The sequence below is a fragment of the Nocardiopsis eucommiae genome (genome assembly GCF_965344335.1).
In the GTDB taxonomy this organism is placed as follows: domain Bacteria; phylum Actinomycetota; class Actinomycetes; order Streptosporangiales; family Streptosporangiaceae; genus Nocardiopsis; species Nocardiopsis eucommiae.
In genome coordinates, this window is sequence record NZ_CBDRIY010000009.1 from 123,961 (window position 1) to 141,183 (window position 17,223).

A 17,223-nucleotide genomic window follows, 5' to 3' on the forward strand; every position below is an offset into this window, starting at 1 on the left:
CTCACCTCTGGGCGTGGGTCGGGCGCGGGCGGGCTTCGTCGTGTCGTGTGTATCCCCTCTGGATGGAGATCTGGTCGGCCACGTAGCTCGCGTCGTGCCAGGCGCCCCAGAGGAAGCTCGACCCCCGGCGCGACTGCCAGGGGAGCCCCACGAAGTAGACGCCGGGCTCGCTGGAGACCCCGCGCTGGTGCCGGGGCCTGCCGTGCTCGTCGACGGCGTCCGGGGGCAGCCATCCGTAGTCGGCCGTGAAACCGGTGGCCCACACGACGGACGTGATCCCGGCGGCGACGAGGTCGAGTTCGAGGACGGGGTCGGTCACCGAGTCCGGGAGTGTCCCCAGGACCCTGGCCTCCGGCTCCTCCGGCAGATCGAGGCCGTTGCGGGCGACATGGGCGTCGGCCTCGTCCAGCAGCGACAGGTAGTTGGCGTCGCCACCGGCGATGTTGTCCCGCAGGTCGGGGGCGAAGCGCACGGTGCCGCCGTCGTAGGACTCGGTCCGACCGACCAGCGTGACGCCCCGCTCGGCCAGGGCGCGGAAGTCCACGGTGTGGCCGCCGTGCGCACCGCTGACCGCGATCGTCACGTGTTCCGCGCCCTGGGGCGGGGTCGCGGCCTCCCACTTGCCGAGCACACCCAGCCACCAGACGAAGTCGTGTCCCCGGTACCGGCGCGGAGGACGGTCATGGGGGCCGACGGAGAGGTACACCGGCCGACCGGAGGCACGGAGTTCGTCCGCGATCTGCACGCCGGACGATCCGGACCCGACCACGAGGACGCCGCCCTCGGGCAGTTGGGCGGGGTTCCGGTAGCCGCTGGAGTGGATCTGGACCGGGACCGCCCCCTCGGGGACGATGGGTGGGATCACCGGGCGCTGGAACGGTCCGGTGGCAGCCACGACGAAACGCGCGTCGTAGTCGCCGTCGGAGGTCTCCACACGAAAGCCCCTGCGGCCCTCGTGCCCGCGCACCGAGGTCACCTCGACCCCGCAGCGCAGCGGCGCGCCGATCCTCTCCGCGTAGGCGGCGAGGTAGTCCGCCACCTGATCCTTCGTGGCGAACTCCTCGGGGCCGAGGCCGTCGAACTCCATCCCGGGGAACCGGTCGTGCCAGACGGGCCCGTTGGTGACCAGCGAGTCCCACCGCTCCGAGCGCCAGCGCTCCGCGACGCGGTGTCGTTCGAGGACGACGTGCGGAACCCGGCGGGCACGCAGGTGTTCGCTCATCGCGATCCCGGCCTGCCCTCCTCCGACGACGACGACCTCGGTCTCCTCAACGGACATACTGCTCTCCACTCCCATGGACGGTTGCGAGGTACGGGGGCTCGTCCGTGCGAGCCCCGGGCACGAGGCCGGTGGCGGGTCAGACCCGCGCGCGGTCACTCTCGTGCAGAAGGTCGGAGCCCCTGGTCTCGGGCATGGTCCGCAGGGTGAGGGCGCCGATGACGCCGATCACGATCATCGTGAAGCCGGGGACCATGGTGCTGCCCGTGAGCGAGATCAGCCAGGTCATCAGGTACGGCAGGGTGCCCGCGAAGAACGCTCCCGCCACGCTGTAGGCCATGGACAGCCCGCTCTGGCGGGTGCGGGTCGGGAAGAGCTCCGCCACGGTCGAGGCGTGCGTGCCCAGGATGATCGCGAGGATCACCGCGAGTCCGAAGGTCGCGAGGAAGGCGGCCCACGAGGTGTTCGCCTGCATCAGCAGGAAGAGGGGCACGGCGCCGACGATCATCGCCCCGGCGGCGGTGTACAGCACCGGCTTGCGGCCCACCCGGTCGGAGATCATGCCGGACAGCGGGATCACACCCATCGCGACCACCGAGGCCCCGGCGGAGAGCAGGGCGGCCCGGTCGGCGGGCACCCCCACGATCTCCTCCTGGTAGGTGATCAGGTACACGAGGACGATGTAGAACGTCGAGTTCATGAAGGTCTCGATGCCCACCGTCTGGAGGAACTGCCTGCCGTTGGAGCGGAAGACCTCCACGACCGGCTGGCTCGGGACGTTGTTCATGTCCTCCAGCGCGCGGTACTCGGGGGTGTCCTCGATCTTCAGGCGGATGTAGAGGCCGACCGCCGCCATGGGCACCGTCAGCAGGAAGGGGATCCGCCAGGCCCAGTCGAGGACGACCTCGGCGGGGAAGGCCGAGTGGAGCGCCCACACGGCGAACGACGCGCACAGGAATCCGGCGACCGAGCCGAACTCGATCCACGAGCAGCCGAAGCCCCGGCGCTTGGGCGGCGAGAACTCCGCGAGGAAGGCGGCGGCGCTGCCGAACTCCCCGCCCGCCGCGAGCCCCTGGATGACGCGGGCGACGACGAGCAGGATCGGCGCGAGGATGCCGACGGAGTCGTAGGTGGGCAGCAGCCCGAGCATGAGCGTGCCCGCCGCCATCGAGATGATGACGATCGAGAGGGTGGTCTTGCGCCCGAACCGGTCTCCGAGGTGGCCGAACAGCACCGAACCGAGCGGACGGACGAAGAACGCCACGGCAAAGACCGCGAACACCGAGAGCAGCCCGGTCGTGCCGTCCTGTTCGGGGAAGAAGACCTTGGCCATCGTGGTGGCCAGGTACGCGTACACCGCCCAGTCGAACCAGTGGACGAAGACGCCCACCGCTCCGGCGAAGACGCTGCGTCGCAGGTCCTTCCGGTCCACTGTTTCCGGGTTCGCACCGGTCATCACGCCTCCTGGGGACGGTTCTCAAGGCACGGACGGGCCCGGGGGACGCCCTGCCTGTGGCCTGGGTCACGAGTATCGGGGGGCGAAGTACGATCTGTACAACACATAGATCTGAACCCAGCCATCAGAAAAACCGATAACCGAGAGGGGGACGGGCATGTCGGACGTGAGCCTGCGCCAACTGGAGTACCTGACGGCCGTCGCGAGGCACGGTTCGGTGACCGCCGCCGCGCGGGATCTCTTCGTGTCGCAGTCGGCGGTCTCCACCGCCCTGGCCGAACTGGAGTCGACCCTGGGCATCACCCTGTTCGTGCGATCGCAGAAGGGGATGCGGCTCACCACGTCGGGGCAGCGCGCCATCGCCGCCGCCGACAACGTGCTGGCCGGCCTCGACCAGTTCCGGGAGTCGGCCCGACAGGAACGGGAGCAGATCGAGGGCACGCTCACCATCGGCTGCTACGCCACCATCGCGCCGATCCTGCTGCCGAGGGTGATCGCGGAGTTCTCCCGCCGCCACCCCCACGTCCAGCTCTCCTTCGTCGAGGCGGCGCACGAGAGGCTCCTGGACGACCTGCTCAACACGCGGATCGACCTGGCCATCACCTACGACTACAAACTGGCCTCGGTGCGCACCACGACCGGGGTGACGGCCCTCCCGCTGAGGTCGGACCCGCCGTACGTCCTCGCGCCCGTGGGCGGTGCGGTGAGCGCGAAGGAGCGGCCGAGCCTGGCCGATCTGGCGGTCGAACCGCTGATCCTGTTCGACCTGCCTCCCGGGGGAGAGTACTTCCTGGGCCTGTTCACCAGGGCCCGACTGACCCCGAACGTGCGCTTCCGCACGACCAGCTTCGAGATGGTCCGGGCCCTGGTCGCCCGTGGCCTGGGCAACGCGCTGCTCACCCAGCGCACCGTGCTGGAACGGAGCTACGAGGACCTGCCCTACGTCACCCGGCGGCTGGACGTCGAGCCCGAGGGGCTCGGGATCGAGATCGTCCAGCTCACCGACCGCGCGCCGATCCGGCGGACCCGGGCCTTCATCGAGGTCTGCCAGGAGGTCGTCGTCTGATCCCGGAAGGGGGGACGGGGCCGCCGGTCCGGGACCCGACCGGGGGGACGGGCTCCGGACCGGCGAGGGGCGGCCTAGCGGATCGAGGCCGCGACGATGTCCTCGACCTGGCGCACGATCGCCTCGCGGTCCGCCTCGAAGTCCGGATCGCTGACGTCCCCACCGGTACCGAGGTTCAGCACCGGGGTGTGGATGTGACCTGCGGGGACGTCCTTCCCGGTGGCGTCGCGCAGCAAGGTGTTGCGGTACGCGATCTCGTTGGAGAGGTAGTTCCCCCCGCCGCCGGACCGCGCCTCGGAGCCGGGGGTGGGCCCGTCCGGGCGCACCACGGGCTCGGTCCCACCGGCCGGGATCTCGGTCACCTGGGTGTTGTCGACCACGGGGAAGGGGGACCCGGTGGTCTCCTCGACGATGGCGGGACGGTCCAGGGAGGAGTCGGACCACTGGGGTTGGGGGGTGACGGTGGGAACGCCCTCGGGAACGGGGATGATCTCGGGTGTGCCGAGCGCCTCGTTGTCCTCGGAGCCTCCGCGCCAGGCGCCGTTGTGCGCCTCGAGGTCGAACCTCCCCGGCGAGCCCTGGCTGACCGTGATGACCGCGTCGGCCTGGTGGTCACCGGTGTAGTAGGGCAGAAGGGACTGCTCGACCATGCCGTCGGTGAAGTCCCGCCAGCGCACCGGGTACATCATCGCCTTGACCACCGCGACGCCGTCGGCGGTCTCCAGGACCGCCCCGTCGAGGGCCAGGGCCGCGGCACCGGAGGGATTGGCCTGGCGGATGTCGTCGTCGAGGCGGAACGGGTCGAACCCGGTGACGACCACGTGCTTGACGTCGGCGTCCCCGGGAGCCTCCGCGAAGTCCTCGCCGTCCTGGCCCCGGGAGCGCCGTTCCAAATCGGCCACGAGTGCGGCGCGCTCGGTCCCGCTCAGCGCGAAACCGGGCTCCCAGCGGTGGAGCGCGGAGGTCATGGAGAGCCGTGCCCAGTAGAGCGGCCGGTCGTCCTCTGCGCTCAGGTCCCCCTCGACCTCCCCGGGGGCCTGGACGCGCTGGACCGCGTCCCTCCAGAGCGCGTCCCCGTGACTCCGGACGACCGTGCTGGCACCGTCCAGGTCGGACGCCGCGCACAGCTCCTCCTCGAACCGGTCCACGGAGGCGTCGAACCCGGACCCGCGCAGGATCTCCTGCGGGACCTCCCGCTCGACCCGCGCCTCCTCGACGGTCGCGCCCTCCTCACCCAGGCAGCCGTCCGCACGCTCGGCGTACGCGGGGGTCACGAGCGCCAGGGCGGGGCCCAGCACGAGTGCCGACGCGGCGATACGGGAACCCGTCCGCCAGGGGCGCACGCTCCCGTTCCCCGAGGTTGATCTGTCCGACACGATGTCCCGTCCTCTCAGTTGTTCGCGTGGCTGACTGACCGCGGCACCCTCACCACGGCAGGGTCTCGGGGATCGGGTCGCCGCCCCCGAGGTGCTGGTCGCAGAAGGCCAGCACGGTCTCGTTCCACACCCGGCTGTTGGACGGGGTCAGCACCCAGTGGTTCTCACCGGTCAGTTGCAGGAACCGGTGCGGCATGGTCTCCGGTGAGCCCTCCCAGGCCGAGACCAGGTCCCACCACATCCGCAGGGCCTCGCTGATCGGCACCCTGTAGTCCCGGTTCCCGTGGGTGATCAGCACGGGCGTGACCACACGCGACGCGCCGTGGTGCGGAGAATGGTCGCGGTACCACTCGGGCTGCTCGTCCTCGTGTCCGTGCACGCGCATCTTCTTCGCGGCCGCGTCGGTGGTGCGGTGCTGCTGACCCATGGCCCACGACCCCGCGTGGGTGACGACCGCCGAGAAGCGGTCGGTGTGACCGGCGATCCAGCTCACCATGAAGCCGCCGAAGGACGCCCCGAGCAGCGCGGTCCGCGCGCCGTCCAGGACCGGACGCTCCAGCACGAGGTCGAGGAGCGCCTCGCACTCCCGGTAGACCACATCCGGCAGTCGGGGCCAGCCGCGGTTCAACCCCGTGTGCCCGTAACCGGTGGACATGGCGGGGTCGGGCATCAGCACGGCGTAGCCCCGGGCGACGGCCAGCCACGGGCACCAACGCCAGGACCAGGTGTTGAAGGAGCTGTGCGGACCACCGTGAATCCACAGCATCACCGGGGCCGGGTCCGCCTCGGAGGCGCCGTCGGGCAGGCACAACCATCCGCCGACCCGCACGCCGTCGACGTCGGTCCACACCCGTTCCAGGCTTCCCGGCAGCCCGTCGACCCGCCCCGGGGCGGGGAGTTCGGTCCACTCACCGGGAGTCAGCCGCACCGGGCGCGGAGGGGTGCCGATGTCGGAACGCAGCGCGTGGAGGGAACCGTCCGGCGCCGGAGCCAGGGAGGTGAAGACACCGGCGTCCGCGAGGGTCCGCGCCTCCCCGGTGCGCGGGTCGACGGCGAGCACGGCCCCCGAGGAGTGCAGGTCACCGGAGACCACGAGGGTTCCGTCAGGGCTCCACACGTACTCGTTGACCGTGAGGTCCCCGAGGTCGACGCCGACCGGTTCCTCACCCGACAGCGGATGGATCTCCAGGAAGCCGTAACCGGTGTCGGAGGGCGTGGAGATCGTGGTCCGCGTGACCGCGAGATGGGCTCCGTCAGGAGAGAGCAGCGGTGAGCCGTACTCCTGGTCGTCGTCGGCTGCCAGCATGGTGGTGCGCTCGCGGCTGTCGGTGTCGATCAGGACGACGCTGGTCCGGGTCTGCCCGCCCCCGACCCGTTCGGTCCAGGTCGCCGCGACGGTCCGGCCGTCCGACGACAGGTCGGCCGACGCGCCCACGAGCGCCAGGGTGTCGGCGTCCTCGGTCAGATCGCTGATCCCACCGTCAGGGGAGACGAGCACCAGGCGGGGGCTGACGTCGCCCAGCTCATGGTCCCAACGGCGGATCGGCATGCCGGTGTGCCAGATGGTGCTCCGTTTGGCGTCCTTGCGGGCCCGACGGCGTTCGCCGTCGTCGTCCAGGGTGGCCCCCGCCAGCACGCTCGTCCTCGCGAGGATCGAGCTGTCCTTCGCGACACCGGAGACGCTCAGCCCGCCGGGGAGCCGCGCGACGACGGTCGCCTCGCCGTGTTCGGGCAGGCGCCAGACGGCCGCGCCCTCGTCGTCCCCGTCGTCCGGCCGACGGGAAGTGAACAGCAGCGACCCGTCGGGAGTGAACCACGGCGTGCTCTCCCCGTCCTGGGAGAACGTCAGTCTCCGGGCCGGTCGCAGACCCTCCGGGTCGAGCGCCCACAGGGCCGACACGCGTTTCGACCCGTGTTCGTCCACCTCGTCGATCGAGGCGACCACCCGACCGTCGGGCCCGGCCGCCAGGGCGGTGACCCTGGGGATCCGCGTGAAGGCGTCGATGTCGGTGAAGGCGGAGAACGGTGCGGGTGTCGATGAGGGCATCGGCTCACGGTAGCGTGCGCGGCCAAGGGCCACCAGGCCGGGAGGGTCCCACCGCCCGCCGATCCGCTCCGCCTCACCCGTGGAGTCGTCGCGCCTCCTCGATCACGTCGAGGTGGCGGCGCGCCCACCCGCACAGGCCGTTGACGGTGTCCCTGAGGTCCCGCCCGGCCTCCGTCAGCCGGTAGTCGACCTGTGGTGGCACGACCGGGTGGACCGTCCGCTCGACCAGCCCGTTGCGCTCCAGGCGTCGCAGGGTCTGGGTCAGCATCTTGTGGCTGACACCCTCGATCGACCGGTGCAGCTCGGTGAAACGCAGGGTGCGGTCGCCCAGCACGTTCACCACCAACAGGGACCACTTGTCCGCGATGTCGGAGAAGACACTGCGAGCCAGCGAGTTGGCGCGCGTCACATCCCCCTGGTCGACCGAACCCCTGACCTGTTCGCTTTCCATACGGTGCCCCAGTCAACAGAAGGTGCGTACTGTCGCGCGTCACCCTAGTGCCCTAGCGTCGTCCGCGACCGACCAGCGGGAACGCCCGAGCAGAGGGAGCGCCATGACCGTCCTGAGGACCTACGCCCGTGTGTGGAGCGACGACGCCGAGGCGGCCCTCCCCCTCCTGGAGCGGATCACCGGGGAACGGCCGCACCTGCGGTTGGCCTTCGAGTCCGTGGAACTGATGGCGATCGGTGACTTCCTGGTGATCGCCGGTCCCGCCGAGGAGCGCGAGCGCTACGCCCCCGCGAGCGCCACCGTCGTCGTGTCCGACCTGGACGCCCTCCTGGAGGACCTGGACCGGGCGGGAGCCGTCGTCACGGTCCCACCGACGACCAGCCCCACCGGCCGGTTCGCGTACGCCCGTCACGCGGACGGCATCGCCGTCGAGTACGTCCAGTGGACACCCGAGCTGGTGGCCGCCCACACCGACCGCACCCGGGCACGAGAAAGGGCGTCCACCTGAGTGAATGCCCTTAGCCAGTCGGGACGGCGGGATTTGAACCCACCCCAAGAGACTCCCGGCAAGGAACAAGCCGACAGGTCCACTGGCGAGCGCAAGCGAATTGCGCCCCCAAATCAGCTCGAAGACCACGAAGAGACCAAGGAAGAATGGGAAATATGGAATCCCGATTATCAAATTTCGAAGACTGCCACGAAAACCGTACCTGACCGAGACCGACATCCGCGTCACCGCCTCGGCCCTGCGCAAGCACGAGCCGATCGGACCGTCCGTGGTCCTCGGAACCGGGGTCGCCCTGATCTTCGGCGCGCTGACCGTGTACCTGGTCCTGCTCGGTGGGGCGTGGGCCGGCGCTGCCGCGTTGTCCGCGCTGGTCTCGCTCCTCGGCTTGGTCGGTTTCATCCACTCGGTGACCGCGCACTCTTCCTGAGCACCGACTACACAGCGCGACGGGGCACCGGAATCCCCAGGGGTCAACAACTAAAGAACGCAACAACGGGGTGACAGACATCGGAAACGGCACGGACATCGATCAAATCCGCGACCGCGACGACCACCAGTTGAAGAACTTGCAGCTACTGTGCGCCTGGCACCACGCGAGAAAAGCCGCGAAGGAGGCCAACTCGAAAAGGCGCCGATTCTCTACATATCACCAGAGTGAGAAGCACCCCGGTCTTTCCGATTGAGCAACTTCTGCTCCAATCGGGTACCGCGATCAAAACGAGCCTTTCCGGGGAAGTGGAGGAAGCCCTCAAAGTCTCGCCCGCGCAACGTCACGGCGTAGGAACCCAGCCATAGCTTCTTGCCTTCTTGGTCGTCCTGCTTTTTAGCGAAGCCAGAAAGTTCAGAACTGCTTACATTCCACTCCACCGTGCCGTTACCCTCCACTACCAAAGGAAACCGCACTTCGGGAACTGAGATTCTGGCAAGGTCTTCACCGCCCCTGCGCGGCGAACAACGCAACACAAACCCTGCATCAGAAATACCAAGAGGACACGCAAGCTTGTTTCGGATGCCGATGCTGTAAGTTTCCGGTTCCTCCCATGCCTTCCAAAAGAAGTCCCAGGGCGCGGCAGCCGGATCGGGATCGCGGTTCCGGTATCTCCAGCCCATAGCAACGCGGACATCGTTGGGTCCGTGCGACTCTCCGTTCACCACATGAACGACGTCACCGTGCACCGTCCCAACTTGGATGAGGCCGCCCTGTATCCTGCCCGAGGCGATATTCGTTACGTCCATCCCATGATGATCTCGCAAGCTCGCCGCACTCGCGCGGTTCACGTCAGCCTGAGCTGCCCCCGACACATGAGCGATCCACCCGAGCCTCTCCGCGGACCCGTAGCGTGGCGCACCCCAAGACGCCCACCCGCCGAGGTGGGACTCCCCTACGACCACGACGCCGACGTCGAGCACTGCCGAGCCCAGCCCCTCCGCTGGATCATCGGCAACCTCCCGCCCCTCCTTTGAGGGGCGAACACCGCGTGTGGACGACCGAGCGGCTCAACACCACCCCAGGGTCTCCTCGTTAAAGCTCCACCCCGAGCAGCTTCAACACGATCTCCATGATCGGGGGAATCAGGGCAAGGGTGGCAACACCGAGGCTCCAAGCAGCGATCCGCAGTGCTCGCTGCTGGTGGACGAGCGCATCCTCTTCCCCGCGACGAGCGTCTTCGCGCTGGCCTTCAAGCTCCTGAGCGATCACTGAGAGAAGCCGGCGCTGCTTCTCCATGCTCTCGATGGGCGTCAGCTCCTGGGCTGAGCTGTCGACCTGTAGTGAACGCCTGGCCTCGTCAACAAGTTGATCCACAGTTCCGACTTGCTGGGGAGACAGTAGAGACCTTTTCGCCCCCGTCAGCCACAGCGCCGCGTGGTTGGCGGCCCCTATCTTACCTGAGCCGGCCTGGAGATACATCCGGTAGTGGTTGACGGTGTCAGCAAGAGCATCTTCACCCGTCGCTCCTTCAGCGGGTTCATCATCGGGAGCAGGAGCGGAAACGACCATGTTTCTGAGACTTACGGGTGGCGTGTTTGGTTCCGCTGTTCCCCTGGGTGCTACCGGCGGAGCCCTAGCACCGAGCTCTGTCACATCTGCCATCCACGTCAGCCAGCCCGCTTCTCGATCGCAGTTCGGAAGTGCCGTCCCATCTCCGGCATGGAAGCGACCGGCTCGCAGTCCTTCTCCCCCTGCGCTTGACGAAGCAACTCCAACAGCCTCTCCGGCTGCATCTGAAGTTCAGGGTTCATGCTGAGTAGCAACATTTCCCTCTGTGTGAGGTTTCGTGCCACGAGAACCTCCTGAGTCTTAACGACCAGGAGTGATCCAACCAGTAGAGCACATCGCTCGGTCCTTTCAAGGGCGGTGATCACGCGCGCGACAGCCTCGGCCTGCTGAGCATCAACCCCGGCCTGTTCCTTGTCCAGTACTTTGAGCTCAAGGGCACGCTGCGCCTTCTCCCTCGCGTCAATTCCTGCAGGAGAATTTGCCCTGTCGTTCATCCATGTGAAGAATCTTTGAAAATAGGAACCGTATTTCGGATTCTCACAATGAGACTCAGCGAACCCAAACGTTTGCAACAACCCCACCACGGCCTCAGCAAGTTCGGGCCCCAGATCGGTTTCAGCTGTATATACGAAACCATTGAGACTTGACTGGGGGAGTGCTTGCAATTCCCCAAGGAGAGCCCGGAGCGACGTTACAGCTTGATCCTGGTCCATATCAACCCGAATTAGCCTCGCAGCTTCCTCTCCATGAATACTCACTCTTTCCAAACCGAGAAGCATCATCACTTCCAGGCCAGAGAGCTTCATAATAGGCACGTCAAATAGCACATCATACTTATCTGCATAAAGCTTTTTCAGTCTACCCAGCCGGTCCTTCAACTCTTCTGAGCTCACACATACATCATCGTCAGAAGGTTTCCGATAGGAAACGCGATCGACGATCTTCCTTGCATCCATGTTCACCCAATCCCTCAACCTGTGACCTCAGCCTAGCGTTGCCTTCTCTGAACGTTCGACGTCTAGAACCTTGAGCTGGTTCCTCGGGGGTACCCCCTTCGGGGCCCACAGCCCCCGGGAAAGTGCGGCGCCTCGCGTTTTGTACGAGTCTGGGGATTTTTGGGTCAGACGCCCTGCTTGTGCTTCTTGGGGCGACTGGCCGCCCCACCGGCGCCCTTCTGCCGCCCTTCGTCGGGTTGTTCTCCGCTCGGCCCGACTCAGCCCCTCACCGAGATCCCCATCCTCTGACTCGTTGATATTCACGCTGCTCAGCGGCGTGGAAGCGTACTCATGCCACAGTGTTCCCACTGCCCTCGCCCGCTCCCTCTTCGCGCCCGTGCCCACGCTCGCTACTGCTCTCCAGCCTGCCGAGCCGCTGCCGCTCGCCAGCGCAAGAAGGACGCCGACCTCTCCCCCATCCCTTCCTCCATGCGTGCCGCCCGGCGTTGGGTTCGCCTGACCCGAGCGGGCATCGCGATGACGCCGCAGGGACGGGCCGCGACCACCGCTAGCTGGACCACCTACGCGAAGGCCAGCCGGTCCTCGATCGGTGAACTCGGCTTCGTCGTCGGCTCGGGCTTCGTGTGCCTGCTCGTGCGTGGCCAGACCAACCTCGTCCTGGACCAACTCCCTTCCACCTACGCCGAGGCGACTTCCTCCACGACCCGTGTGTGGGGTACGGGAGAGATCGCAGCCCAACGGGCTCGCAGGCCTGGCTTCGACGTCGAGGTCCTCGCGGCCGACCGGGTCGTGCCCGTGACCGGGCTCCCCCATCAGAGCGCGCCGAACATCCTCGCGGACCTGAGCGCGGTCCGACTTCTGACCTTCGGGAGGTGACCTTCACGGCCGGTCGCGGGCCCGCCCCGAAAGACCCCGGGCGTCGAGCACGACGCGACACTGAGTCCGCTCCGCGGACGCTGTTGCGGTCCGAGCATTCCGAGCCTCCCGAGCTCCCCGACCAAGACGTCAGACGAGACATGATCCGAAGAGGTCGTGATCCTCGAACCGTGACCGGCTGACTCATCTTCCACGAACAGTTCGCCCGAGCTCTCTACCAATAATGGCCCGCCTATGCGGGCCATTTCCATGCCCGCATCCGACAGGGGTGCGGCTCCACTTTCCAATCCCGACAGGGGAAGTCCCATGCCCAAGAACACAGAGCCCGGTACCGACAACAGCGAGATCAAGACCGAGTCGAGCATCTCCGACAAGGGGTTTCCCGAGGGTGTCCCCGTCGCGGAGATGGCCGAGGCCCAGAAGGCTGCGTACTACCAGTTCCACCTGCGCAAGAAGGAAGACCAGCTCAAGAAGCTGCCCAGCACGGACGAACTCAAGCGGCTGCGCCAGGCCGAGACCGACCTGACCGAACTCCGCAACGCACAGTTGTCCGACCAGGAGAAGGCCCTGGAAGCGGTGCGCGCTCAGGGCGAGCAGGCCGCCGCGGACCGCTACCGCGACCTGCTGGTCGCGGCGGAGTTTCGAGCCGTGGCCGCAGGGCGCGTCCCGGTCCTGGACGAACTAGTGCAGGACCTGCGCCTGGACCGGTACATCACCGAAGCCGGTGAGCCCGACGCCGTCGCGATCACCGCGCGAGTCGAGTCCCACCTGCCCGCCGCCACAGCTCACATCAACCGTGCCCTCATCCTCTTGCTCGCCTACACAGGCCTACAGTGGAGCGAAGCCTCCGCCTTGAAGGTGGGCCGAGTGGACCTGGAGAAACGCCGCATCCGCGTCGTGCAGACCTTCTCCGAGGTCAAGGGAAAGCTCATGGAGCAGGCGCCGAAGACATGGGAGTCCGCACCGTCCCCATCCCACCCTCGCTGGTCGCAGACCTCACCCCGCTCGTTCAGGGTCGCGACAAGGATTCCTACGTGTTCACCACTCGTCGGGGAACCTGCCTACGGGCGGCGAATCGGAGAGCGAAGGAATTCGACCAGGCGGTTCGCGACGCCGGGTTCGACGGTCTTGGACTGACTCCGCACAAGCTGAGGCACACCACCGCGTCGTTGGCCATCGCTGCCCAGACCGACGTGAAGGTCGTCCAGCACATGCTTGGCCACAAGAGCGCGACGGTCACGCTGGACGTGTACGGGCACCTGTTCCCTGATGCCTGGACGAAGTCGCCGACGTGATGGACGTGGGTCGGAAGCAAGCGGCCGCCCGGTTGGCAATGGCAGCGTGAACTGGACCAGGTTCTGAGTCCATCTGCAATGAATGTGCAACGCGGCCTAGGTTCGGGCCGCACCCGGGCACGAGAAAGGGCGTCCACCTGAGTGAACGCCCTTCGCCAGTCGGGACGGCGGGATTTGAACCCACGACCCCTTGACCCCCAGTCAAGTGCGCTACCAAACTGCGCTACGTCCCGGCCGCTGGGCGGTGCGTCTCCGCCCCGCCAACAGGTGAAACTTTACCGCATGTAGGAGGGCGCTCGAACCAGTCAGCCCCTGGGCCCGGGGCCCACGCCGACGACGTGAGCCCGCTCCCCCACGGCGAGGCCGGACACCACGACCGCCCCCGGCGCCAGGGCCACGCCAAAGCCCGAACCGGCCGGAGCCAGGCCCTCGGCCGCCGTGTCGAGCCGGACCGCCGTCCCCTCGGATCCCCACGCGCCGACCAGCAGGTGGAGGGCCGGATCCCCGCCGCCCACGGTCGCGCGCGGCACACCGTGGACGGCGGCGAAGAGGTCGGGCCCCGCGGCGACGGAACCCGGGTCCAGTGCCAGCTCGGCCTCCTCGACCGAGAGTTCGTCCGCGAACTCGAACGCCAGGGGCGCCACAGGCTCGATGGTCGGATCGCCCTCGCCCGGCGGAACCACCACCGGCCGTTCGAGGCGGTACTCCACGCGTCGGGCGCCCTCGCTGGCCTCGGTGAACAGCAGCCGTTCGCCGTTGACGGGGTCCACCCGCACCACGTCGTCCTCGCTCAGGTCCGAGGAGATCACTCCGCCGTCCCTTCCTCGGAGGGCCAGCGCGCCGGGCTCGTCGCCGCCGTGGCGGGCCACCACCGCCCAGCCGTCCGGGGCCGAGACCAGTTCCTCCACGGGACCGGGGAGCTCGGCGCGCTCGAACCAATCGCCGCGCGCACCCAGGACGCGGACCGGGTTCTCTCCCCGGTGGCGACCGGCCTCCTCGCAGGTGTCCGGGACCAGGATCCTGGTACCCGCGACCACCGGCGCCCCCACTGGAACGCATCCGTCCGGGGTACCCGCGTACGACAGCTCCTCCCCCGACTCGTGGTCCCGGAGGGTGAACGTGCCGCCCTCCCCCGTCTGGACGAACGTGGCGTTGGTGAGCGACACGCGCTCCACGGGGTCGGGGACGCCGTGGTGTCCGACCAGCCCGCCGGTGTCGGTCTCCAGGATCGTGAGGGCCCGCCCCCGGTCGGTCTCGCTGTCGTCCCGATACAGGACCGCGACGCGCTCGGTGTCCGGTGACAGACCGGACCAGACGACCTCTCCGACCGGACGGAACCTCCAGCGTTCGGTGCCGTCCCGGGTGTCCAGCGCCCACACACCGGTGTCACCAAGCACCAGTGCCCCGGTCGCGGTGGCGACCACGTCGACACCGCCCGCCGAACCGTCCTCAGGGTGCTCCCACACCCAGGCCACCTCTTCGCCCGGCACGGCTTCCCCGGCGTCCGTGAGCGAAGGAGCGAGCGTGTGCGCGAGGCGGTCCCGGTCGAGCGCCGTGGGCACGGCGAGCACCGTCAGGGCGACGGCCGGGGCGAGGGAGGCCAACAGGGACGCCCGCCGGGGGCGCGCCGAGGGGGGCCGCGACAGTTCGGGGCGCCCGGAGACCATCAGGGCGACGGCCCCCAACAACAGCGCCACGGCCGCGAGGAAGAACAGGGAGGAGCTCCCTCCGGGATCGACCAGGACGTCGGCGGCTGGCAGCTCCTGGCCCTCGTCGCGGGGAGGCAGCCCTTCGCGGACGGCCACCGACAGGGCCAGGCACGCCACCAGGGCGGCGGCCGCCCGCACCGGGCCCGAGCCAGCGCCCGGGGAGCCCGCTCGGGGGCGCTGCTCTCCTCCGCTCAGCACGCATGCCACGACGAGCAGCGGCACCGCGCCGAGCAGTGCCCAGTGCAGCGGTGCACCGGAGGGAACCGTGAACGCCAGGACCGCCAGGACCAGACCGCCGGCGAGCACGGATCCGCTGCCCGCCCAGGCGAGCGGAACCCACAGCCCGTCCACGTTGATTCGACGCGTCACGGAACCAGTCCCTCCACTCGGGTTCCACCCTCGTACTCGCTGACCAGGGCCGCGACCGCTCCTGCTGACGACGCCAGCTGGCGCACCTCACCCGGGGCACTGAGGACGATCCGGTGGTCCAGACCCGTGCCCAACCTCTCCCCCGGTGAGACCGCCAGGACGCTGACCGGCTCACGGCCCTCCGTGTCCTGCCCGCCGTCGGTGAAGAGCACCTGGTCCGCCAGGGCCACGTGTTCCTCGACGAAGACGTCCTTGAGGAACCCGCCCGCCCCGACCAGCACGGTGCGGTTCCCCGAGGTGTCGACGCGCTGGATCTCGACGCCCTGCTCCGCCCGGGTGACCAGCACGTCCACGCCCTCGGGGTCCGCCGCGACCACCCGTTCCGGGGAGAGGGTGTCGTCCTCTCCCGCGGCTCCGTGCGCGAAGTCCAGGAGCACCTCGCCGGTGGCCGTGTCCAACAGCAGGCCCCGCGCGCCGACCGACGTCTCGACGACCATCGCGTTCCCCGAGTCGCCGGTCCCCCACGCGGTCCAGGACACGCTGGGGACGAAGACGTCCTGCCAGTCCGCGCGCTCGTGGGTCCACAGCTCCTCGCCGGTCCTCAGGTCCACGGAGACCACGTGGAACTCGGTGGGGGCGTCACCGTGCCAGACGAGATCGCGGACGTCCAGTCCCCGCTCGGCCACAACGTCCGGGTTCACACAGACGACGGCGTACTCGACCGTGTCCCGGCGCACCCGGGGGCGGCTCCCGTCACAGAACTGGTCCCCGTCCGATCCCAGCGTTCGGTGCCACATTTCCTCACCGGTCGCCGCGTCCCAGGCGCTCAGCCCCGGGGCCCGGTCCGCCTCCCTGCGGGCCCGCCAGTCCTGGTGGACGCGGACGCCGTCCGACCACCCCAGGAGGCGACCGGCGTCGCCCTCCTCCGGAGGCATGGCGTACTCGGCCTTCCGTTCCCCCGTGACCAGGTCGAACGCCTCCGTGACGGGGTCGGCCTCGGTGTCGTCACCGGTCACCGGCGTGTACGTGAGATACGCGCGGTCGCCGACCCACAGCGAGATGTCCTCGTTGGCGGCGTCACCGGCGGGACGACGATACGACCACACCTCGGCACCGTCAGTGCCGTCCAGGGACACCACGCCGTCTCCGAGGACGACCAGGGGACCGTGGACTCCGGCGGTGATCCGGTCGATCTCGGCATCGTGGTCGGGACGCCAGGTCCACCCCGTCTCACGCACCCGGTCGGGGACCGGGCCCGCGTCGGGCGGCTCCTCAGCGACGGAGTGACGGGGCCGGGATCCGTCGCCCGGCCCGACGAACACCGGGGTGAGAGCCCCGACCAGGACCACGGTGAGCGCGCCCGCGCCGAGGGCGGGCAGGGAACGGACCCGAGGGTCGGCGGTGGGGCGCCGTACGGAGGTGAGCAGGAACAGCAGGCCGAGCGCGACCGCGCAGACCACCACACCGGCACGGAAGGCGCTCGGTGTCAGGGTGTCCGGATCGGAGGAGTCAGTACCCAGGAACACACCGTGGGCCGCGATGACGGACACGACGGCCGCTGCGGCGGCCACCAGGACCACGTAGTCCCAACCGTCCTCCGGTAGGGGATCCTTGTCGGGGCGGGGACGACTCCAACGGACGCCGGTCATCAAAACGAACGCCCCGATCAGGCAGGACCAGAACCAGCCCCAGCCGGCGACCGCGAACACTCCCTCGTCCCGCCCCACCGGGTGCAGGGCCAGGGTCAGCGCGGCCAGAACCAGCGCCCCCGCGATCGCTCCCGCCCCGATCCACGCCAGGACACCCTCCGTGCGCCTTCCACCCGCCAACCCGCACCGCCCCGTCCGTGATCTGAGGGGCTCCCGGGCCCCGCGACGACACGAAAAGTAGCAGCGA

15 protein-coding genes and 1 tRNA gene are annotated in these 17,223 nt (G+C 68.7%); 5 read left to right on the top strand and 11 right to left on the bottom strand.

Annotated elements, in window-relative coordinates:
• Nucleotide 1 precedes the first annotated feature (1 nt).
• The gene (locus ACRWK8_RS07895; RefSeq protein WP_431869270.1) at nt 2-1,279 is read right to left on the bottom strand and encodes a flavin-containing monooxygenase; all 1,278 of its coding nucleotides are present in this window, start codon (nt 1,277-1,279) and stop codon (nt 2-4) included.
• Nucleotides 1,280-1,358: 79 nt separating this feature from the next.
• Nucleotides 1,359-2,675 (bottom strand): MFS transporter, encoded by a 1,317-nt coding sequence (locus ACRWK8_RS07900; protein WP_378741962.1) that lies wholly within the window; start codon nt 2,673-2,675, stop codon nt 1,359-1,361.
• A 157-nt stretch (nt 2,676-2,832) separates the two neighbouring features.
• On the opposite strand from ACRWK8_RS07900, the gene ACRWK8_RS07905 reads away from it, so the two are divergent.
• Nucleotides 2,833-3,741, top strand: a complete 909-nt coding sequence (locus tag ACRWK8_RS07905; RefSeq protein WP_378741964.1) for a LysR substrate-binding domain-containing protein — start codon at nt 2,833-2,835, stop codon at nt 3,739-3,741.
• A 74-nt stretch (nt 3,742-3,815) separates the two neighbouring features.
• Here the strand turns inward: ACRWK8_RS07905 and ACRWK8_RS07910 are convergent, their stop codons facing one another.
• From ACRWK8_RS07910 to ACRWK8_RS07920, 3 genes are all read right to left on the bottom strand, one after another.
• Nucleotides 3,816-5,117 carry a pyroglutamyl peptidase gene (locus tag ACRWK8_RS07910; RefSeq protein WP_488186449.1) on the bottom strand — a complete coding sequence of 434 codons (1,302 nt, stop codon included), beginning with the start codon at nt 5,115-5,117 and terminating at the stop codon, nt 3,816-3,818.
• A gap of 49 nt (nt 5,118-5,166) precedes the next feature.
• Nucleotides 5,167-7,164 (bottom strand): prolyl oligopeptidase family serine peptidase, encoded by a 1,998-nt coding sequence (locus ACRWK8_RS07915; RefSeq protein WP_431869273.1) that lies wholly within the window; start codon nt 7,162-7,164, stop codon nt 5,167-5,169.
• A 73-nt stretch (nt 7,165-7,237) separates the two neighbouring features.
• On the bottom strand, nt 7,238-7,615 hold the full coding sequence (locus ACRWK8_RS07920) for a winged helix-turn-helix transcriptional regulator (RefSeq protein ID WP_431869275.1): 378 nt from the start codon (nt 7,613-7,615) through the stop codon (nt 7,238-7,240).
• Nucleotides 7,616-7,718: 103 nt separating this feature from the next.
• On the opposite strand from ACRWK8_RS07920, the gene ACRWK8_RS07925 reads away from it, so the two are divergent.
• A complete protein-coding gene (locus ACRWK8_RS07925; RefSeq protein ID WP_431869277.1) occupies nt 7,719-8,123 on the top strand; it encodes a hypothetical protein in 405 nt (134 codons plus the stop codon).
• Nucleotides 8,124-8,391: 268 nt separating this feature from the next.
• Nucleotides 8,392-8,550, top strand: coding sequence for a hypothetical protein (locus tag ACRWK8_RS07930; protein ID WP_431869279.1), 159 nt, complete (start codon nt 8,392-8,394; stop codon nt 8,548-8,550).
• Nucleotides 8,551-8,762: 212 nt separating this feature from the next.
• On the opposite strand, the gene ACRWK8_RS07935 is transcribed toward ACRWK8_RS07930, so the two are convergent.
• From ACRWK8_RS07935 to ACRWK8_RS07945, 3 genes are all read right to left on the bottom strand, one after another.
• Nucleotides 8,763-9,359, bottom strand: coding sequence for a hypothetical protein (locus tag ACRWK8_RS07935; protein WP_431869281.1), 597 nt, complete (start codon nt 9,357-9,359; stop codon nt 8,763-8,765).
• A 286-nt stretch (nt 9,360-9,645) separates the two neighbouring features.
• On the bottom strand, nt 9,646-10,122 hold the full coding sequence (locus ACRWK8_RS07940) for a hypothetical protein (RefSeq protein WP_431869283.1): 477 nt from the start codon (nt 10,120-10,122) through the stop codon (nt 9,646-9,648).
• Between the two features lie 98 nt (nt 10,123-10,220).
• Nucleotides 10,221-11,015, bottom strand: coding sequence for a hypothetical protein (locus ACRWK8_RS07945; protein WP_431869285.1), 795 nt, complete (start codon nt 11,013-11,015; stop codon nt 10,221-10,223).
• A gap of 531 nt (nt 11,016-11,546) precedes the next feature.
• Here ACRWK8_RS07945 and ACRWK8_RS07950 point away from each other — a divergent pair.
• Complete coding sequence (locus ACRWK8_RS07950) at nt 11,547-11,954, top strand: hypothetical protein (protein ID WP_431869287.1); 408 nt, start codon at nt 11,547-11,549, stop codon at nt 11,952-11,954.
• Nucleotides 11,955-12,904: 950 nt separating this feature from the next.
• Complete coding sequence (locus ACRWK8_RS07955) at nt 12,905-13,249, top strand: tyrosine-type recombinase/integrase (protein WP_431869289.1); 345 nt, start codon at nt 12,905-12,907, stop codon at nt 13,247-13,249.
• A gap of 159 nt (nt 13,250-13,408) precedes the next feature.
• Here ACRWK8_RS07955 and ACRWK8_RS07960 read toward each other — a convergent pair.
• The 3 genes from ACRWK8_RS07960 to ACRWK8_RS07970 all read right to left on the bottom strand — a co-directional run bounded on the left by ACRWK8_RS07960 (nt 13,409) and on the right by ACRWK8_RS07970 (nt 17,156).
• Nucleotides 13,409-13,482 (bottom strand) — tRNA-Pro (locus ACRWK8_RS07960).
• 72 nt (nt 13,483-13,554) lie between these two features.
• Nucleotides 13,555-15,327, bottom strand: coding sequence for a PQQ-binding-like beta-propeller repeat protein (locus ACRWK8_RS07965; RefSeq protein WP_431869291.1), 1,773 nt, complete (start codon nt 15,325-15,327; stop codon nt 13,555-13,557).
• Complete coding sequence (locus ACRWK8_RS07970) at nt 15,324-17,156, bottom strand: outer membrane protein assembly factor BamB family protein (protein WP_431869293.1); 1,833 nt, start codon at nt 17,154-17,156, stop codon at nt 15,324-15,326. Before ACRWK8_RS07970 ends, ACRWK8_RS07965 begins: the two co-directional genes overlap by 4 nt.
• Nucleotides 17,157-17,223: the final 67 nt, after the last annotated feature.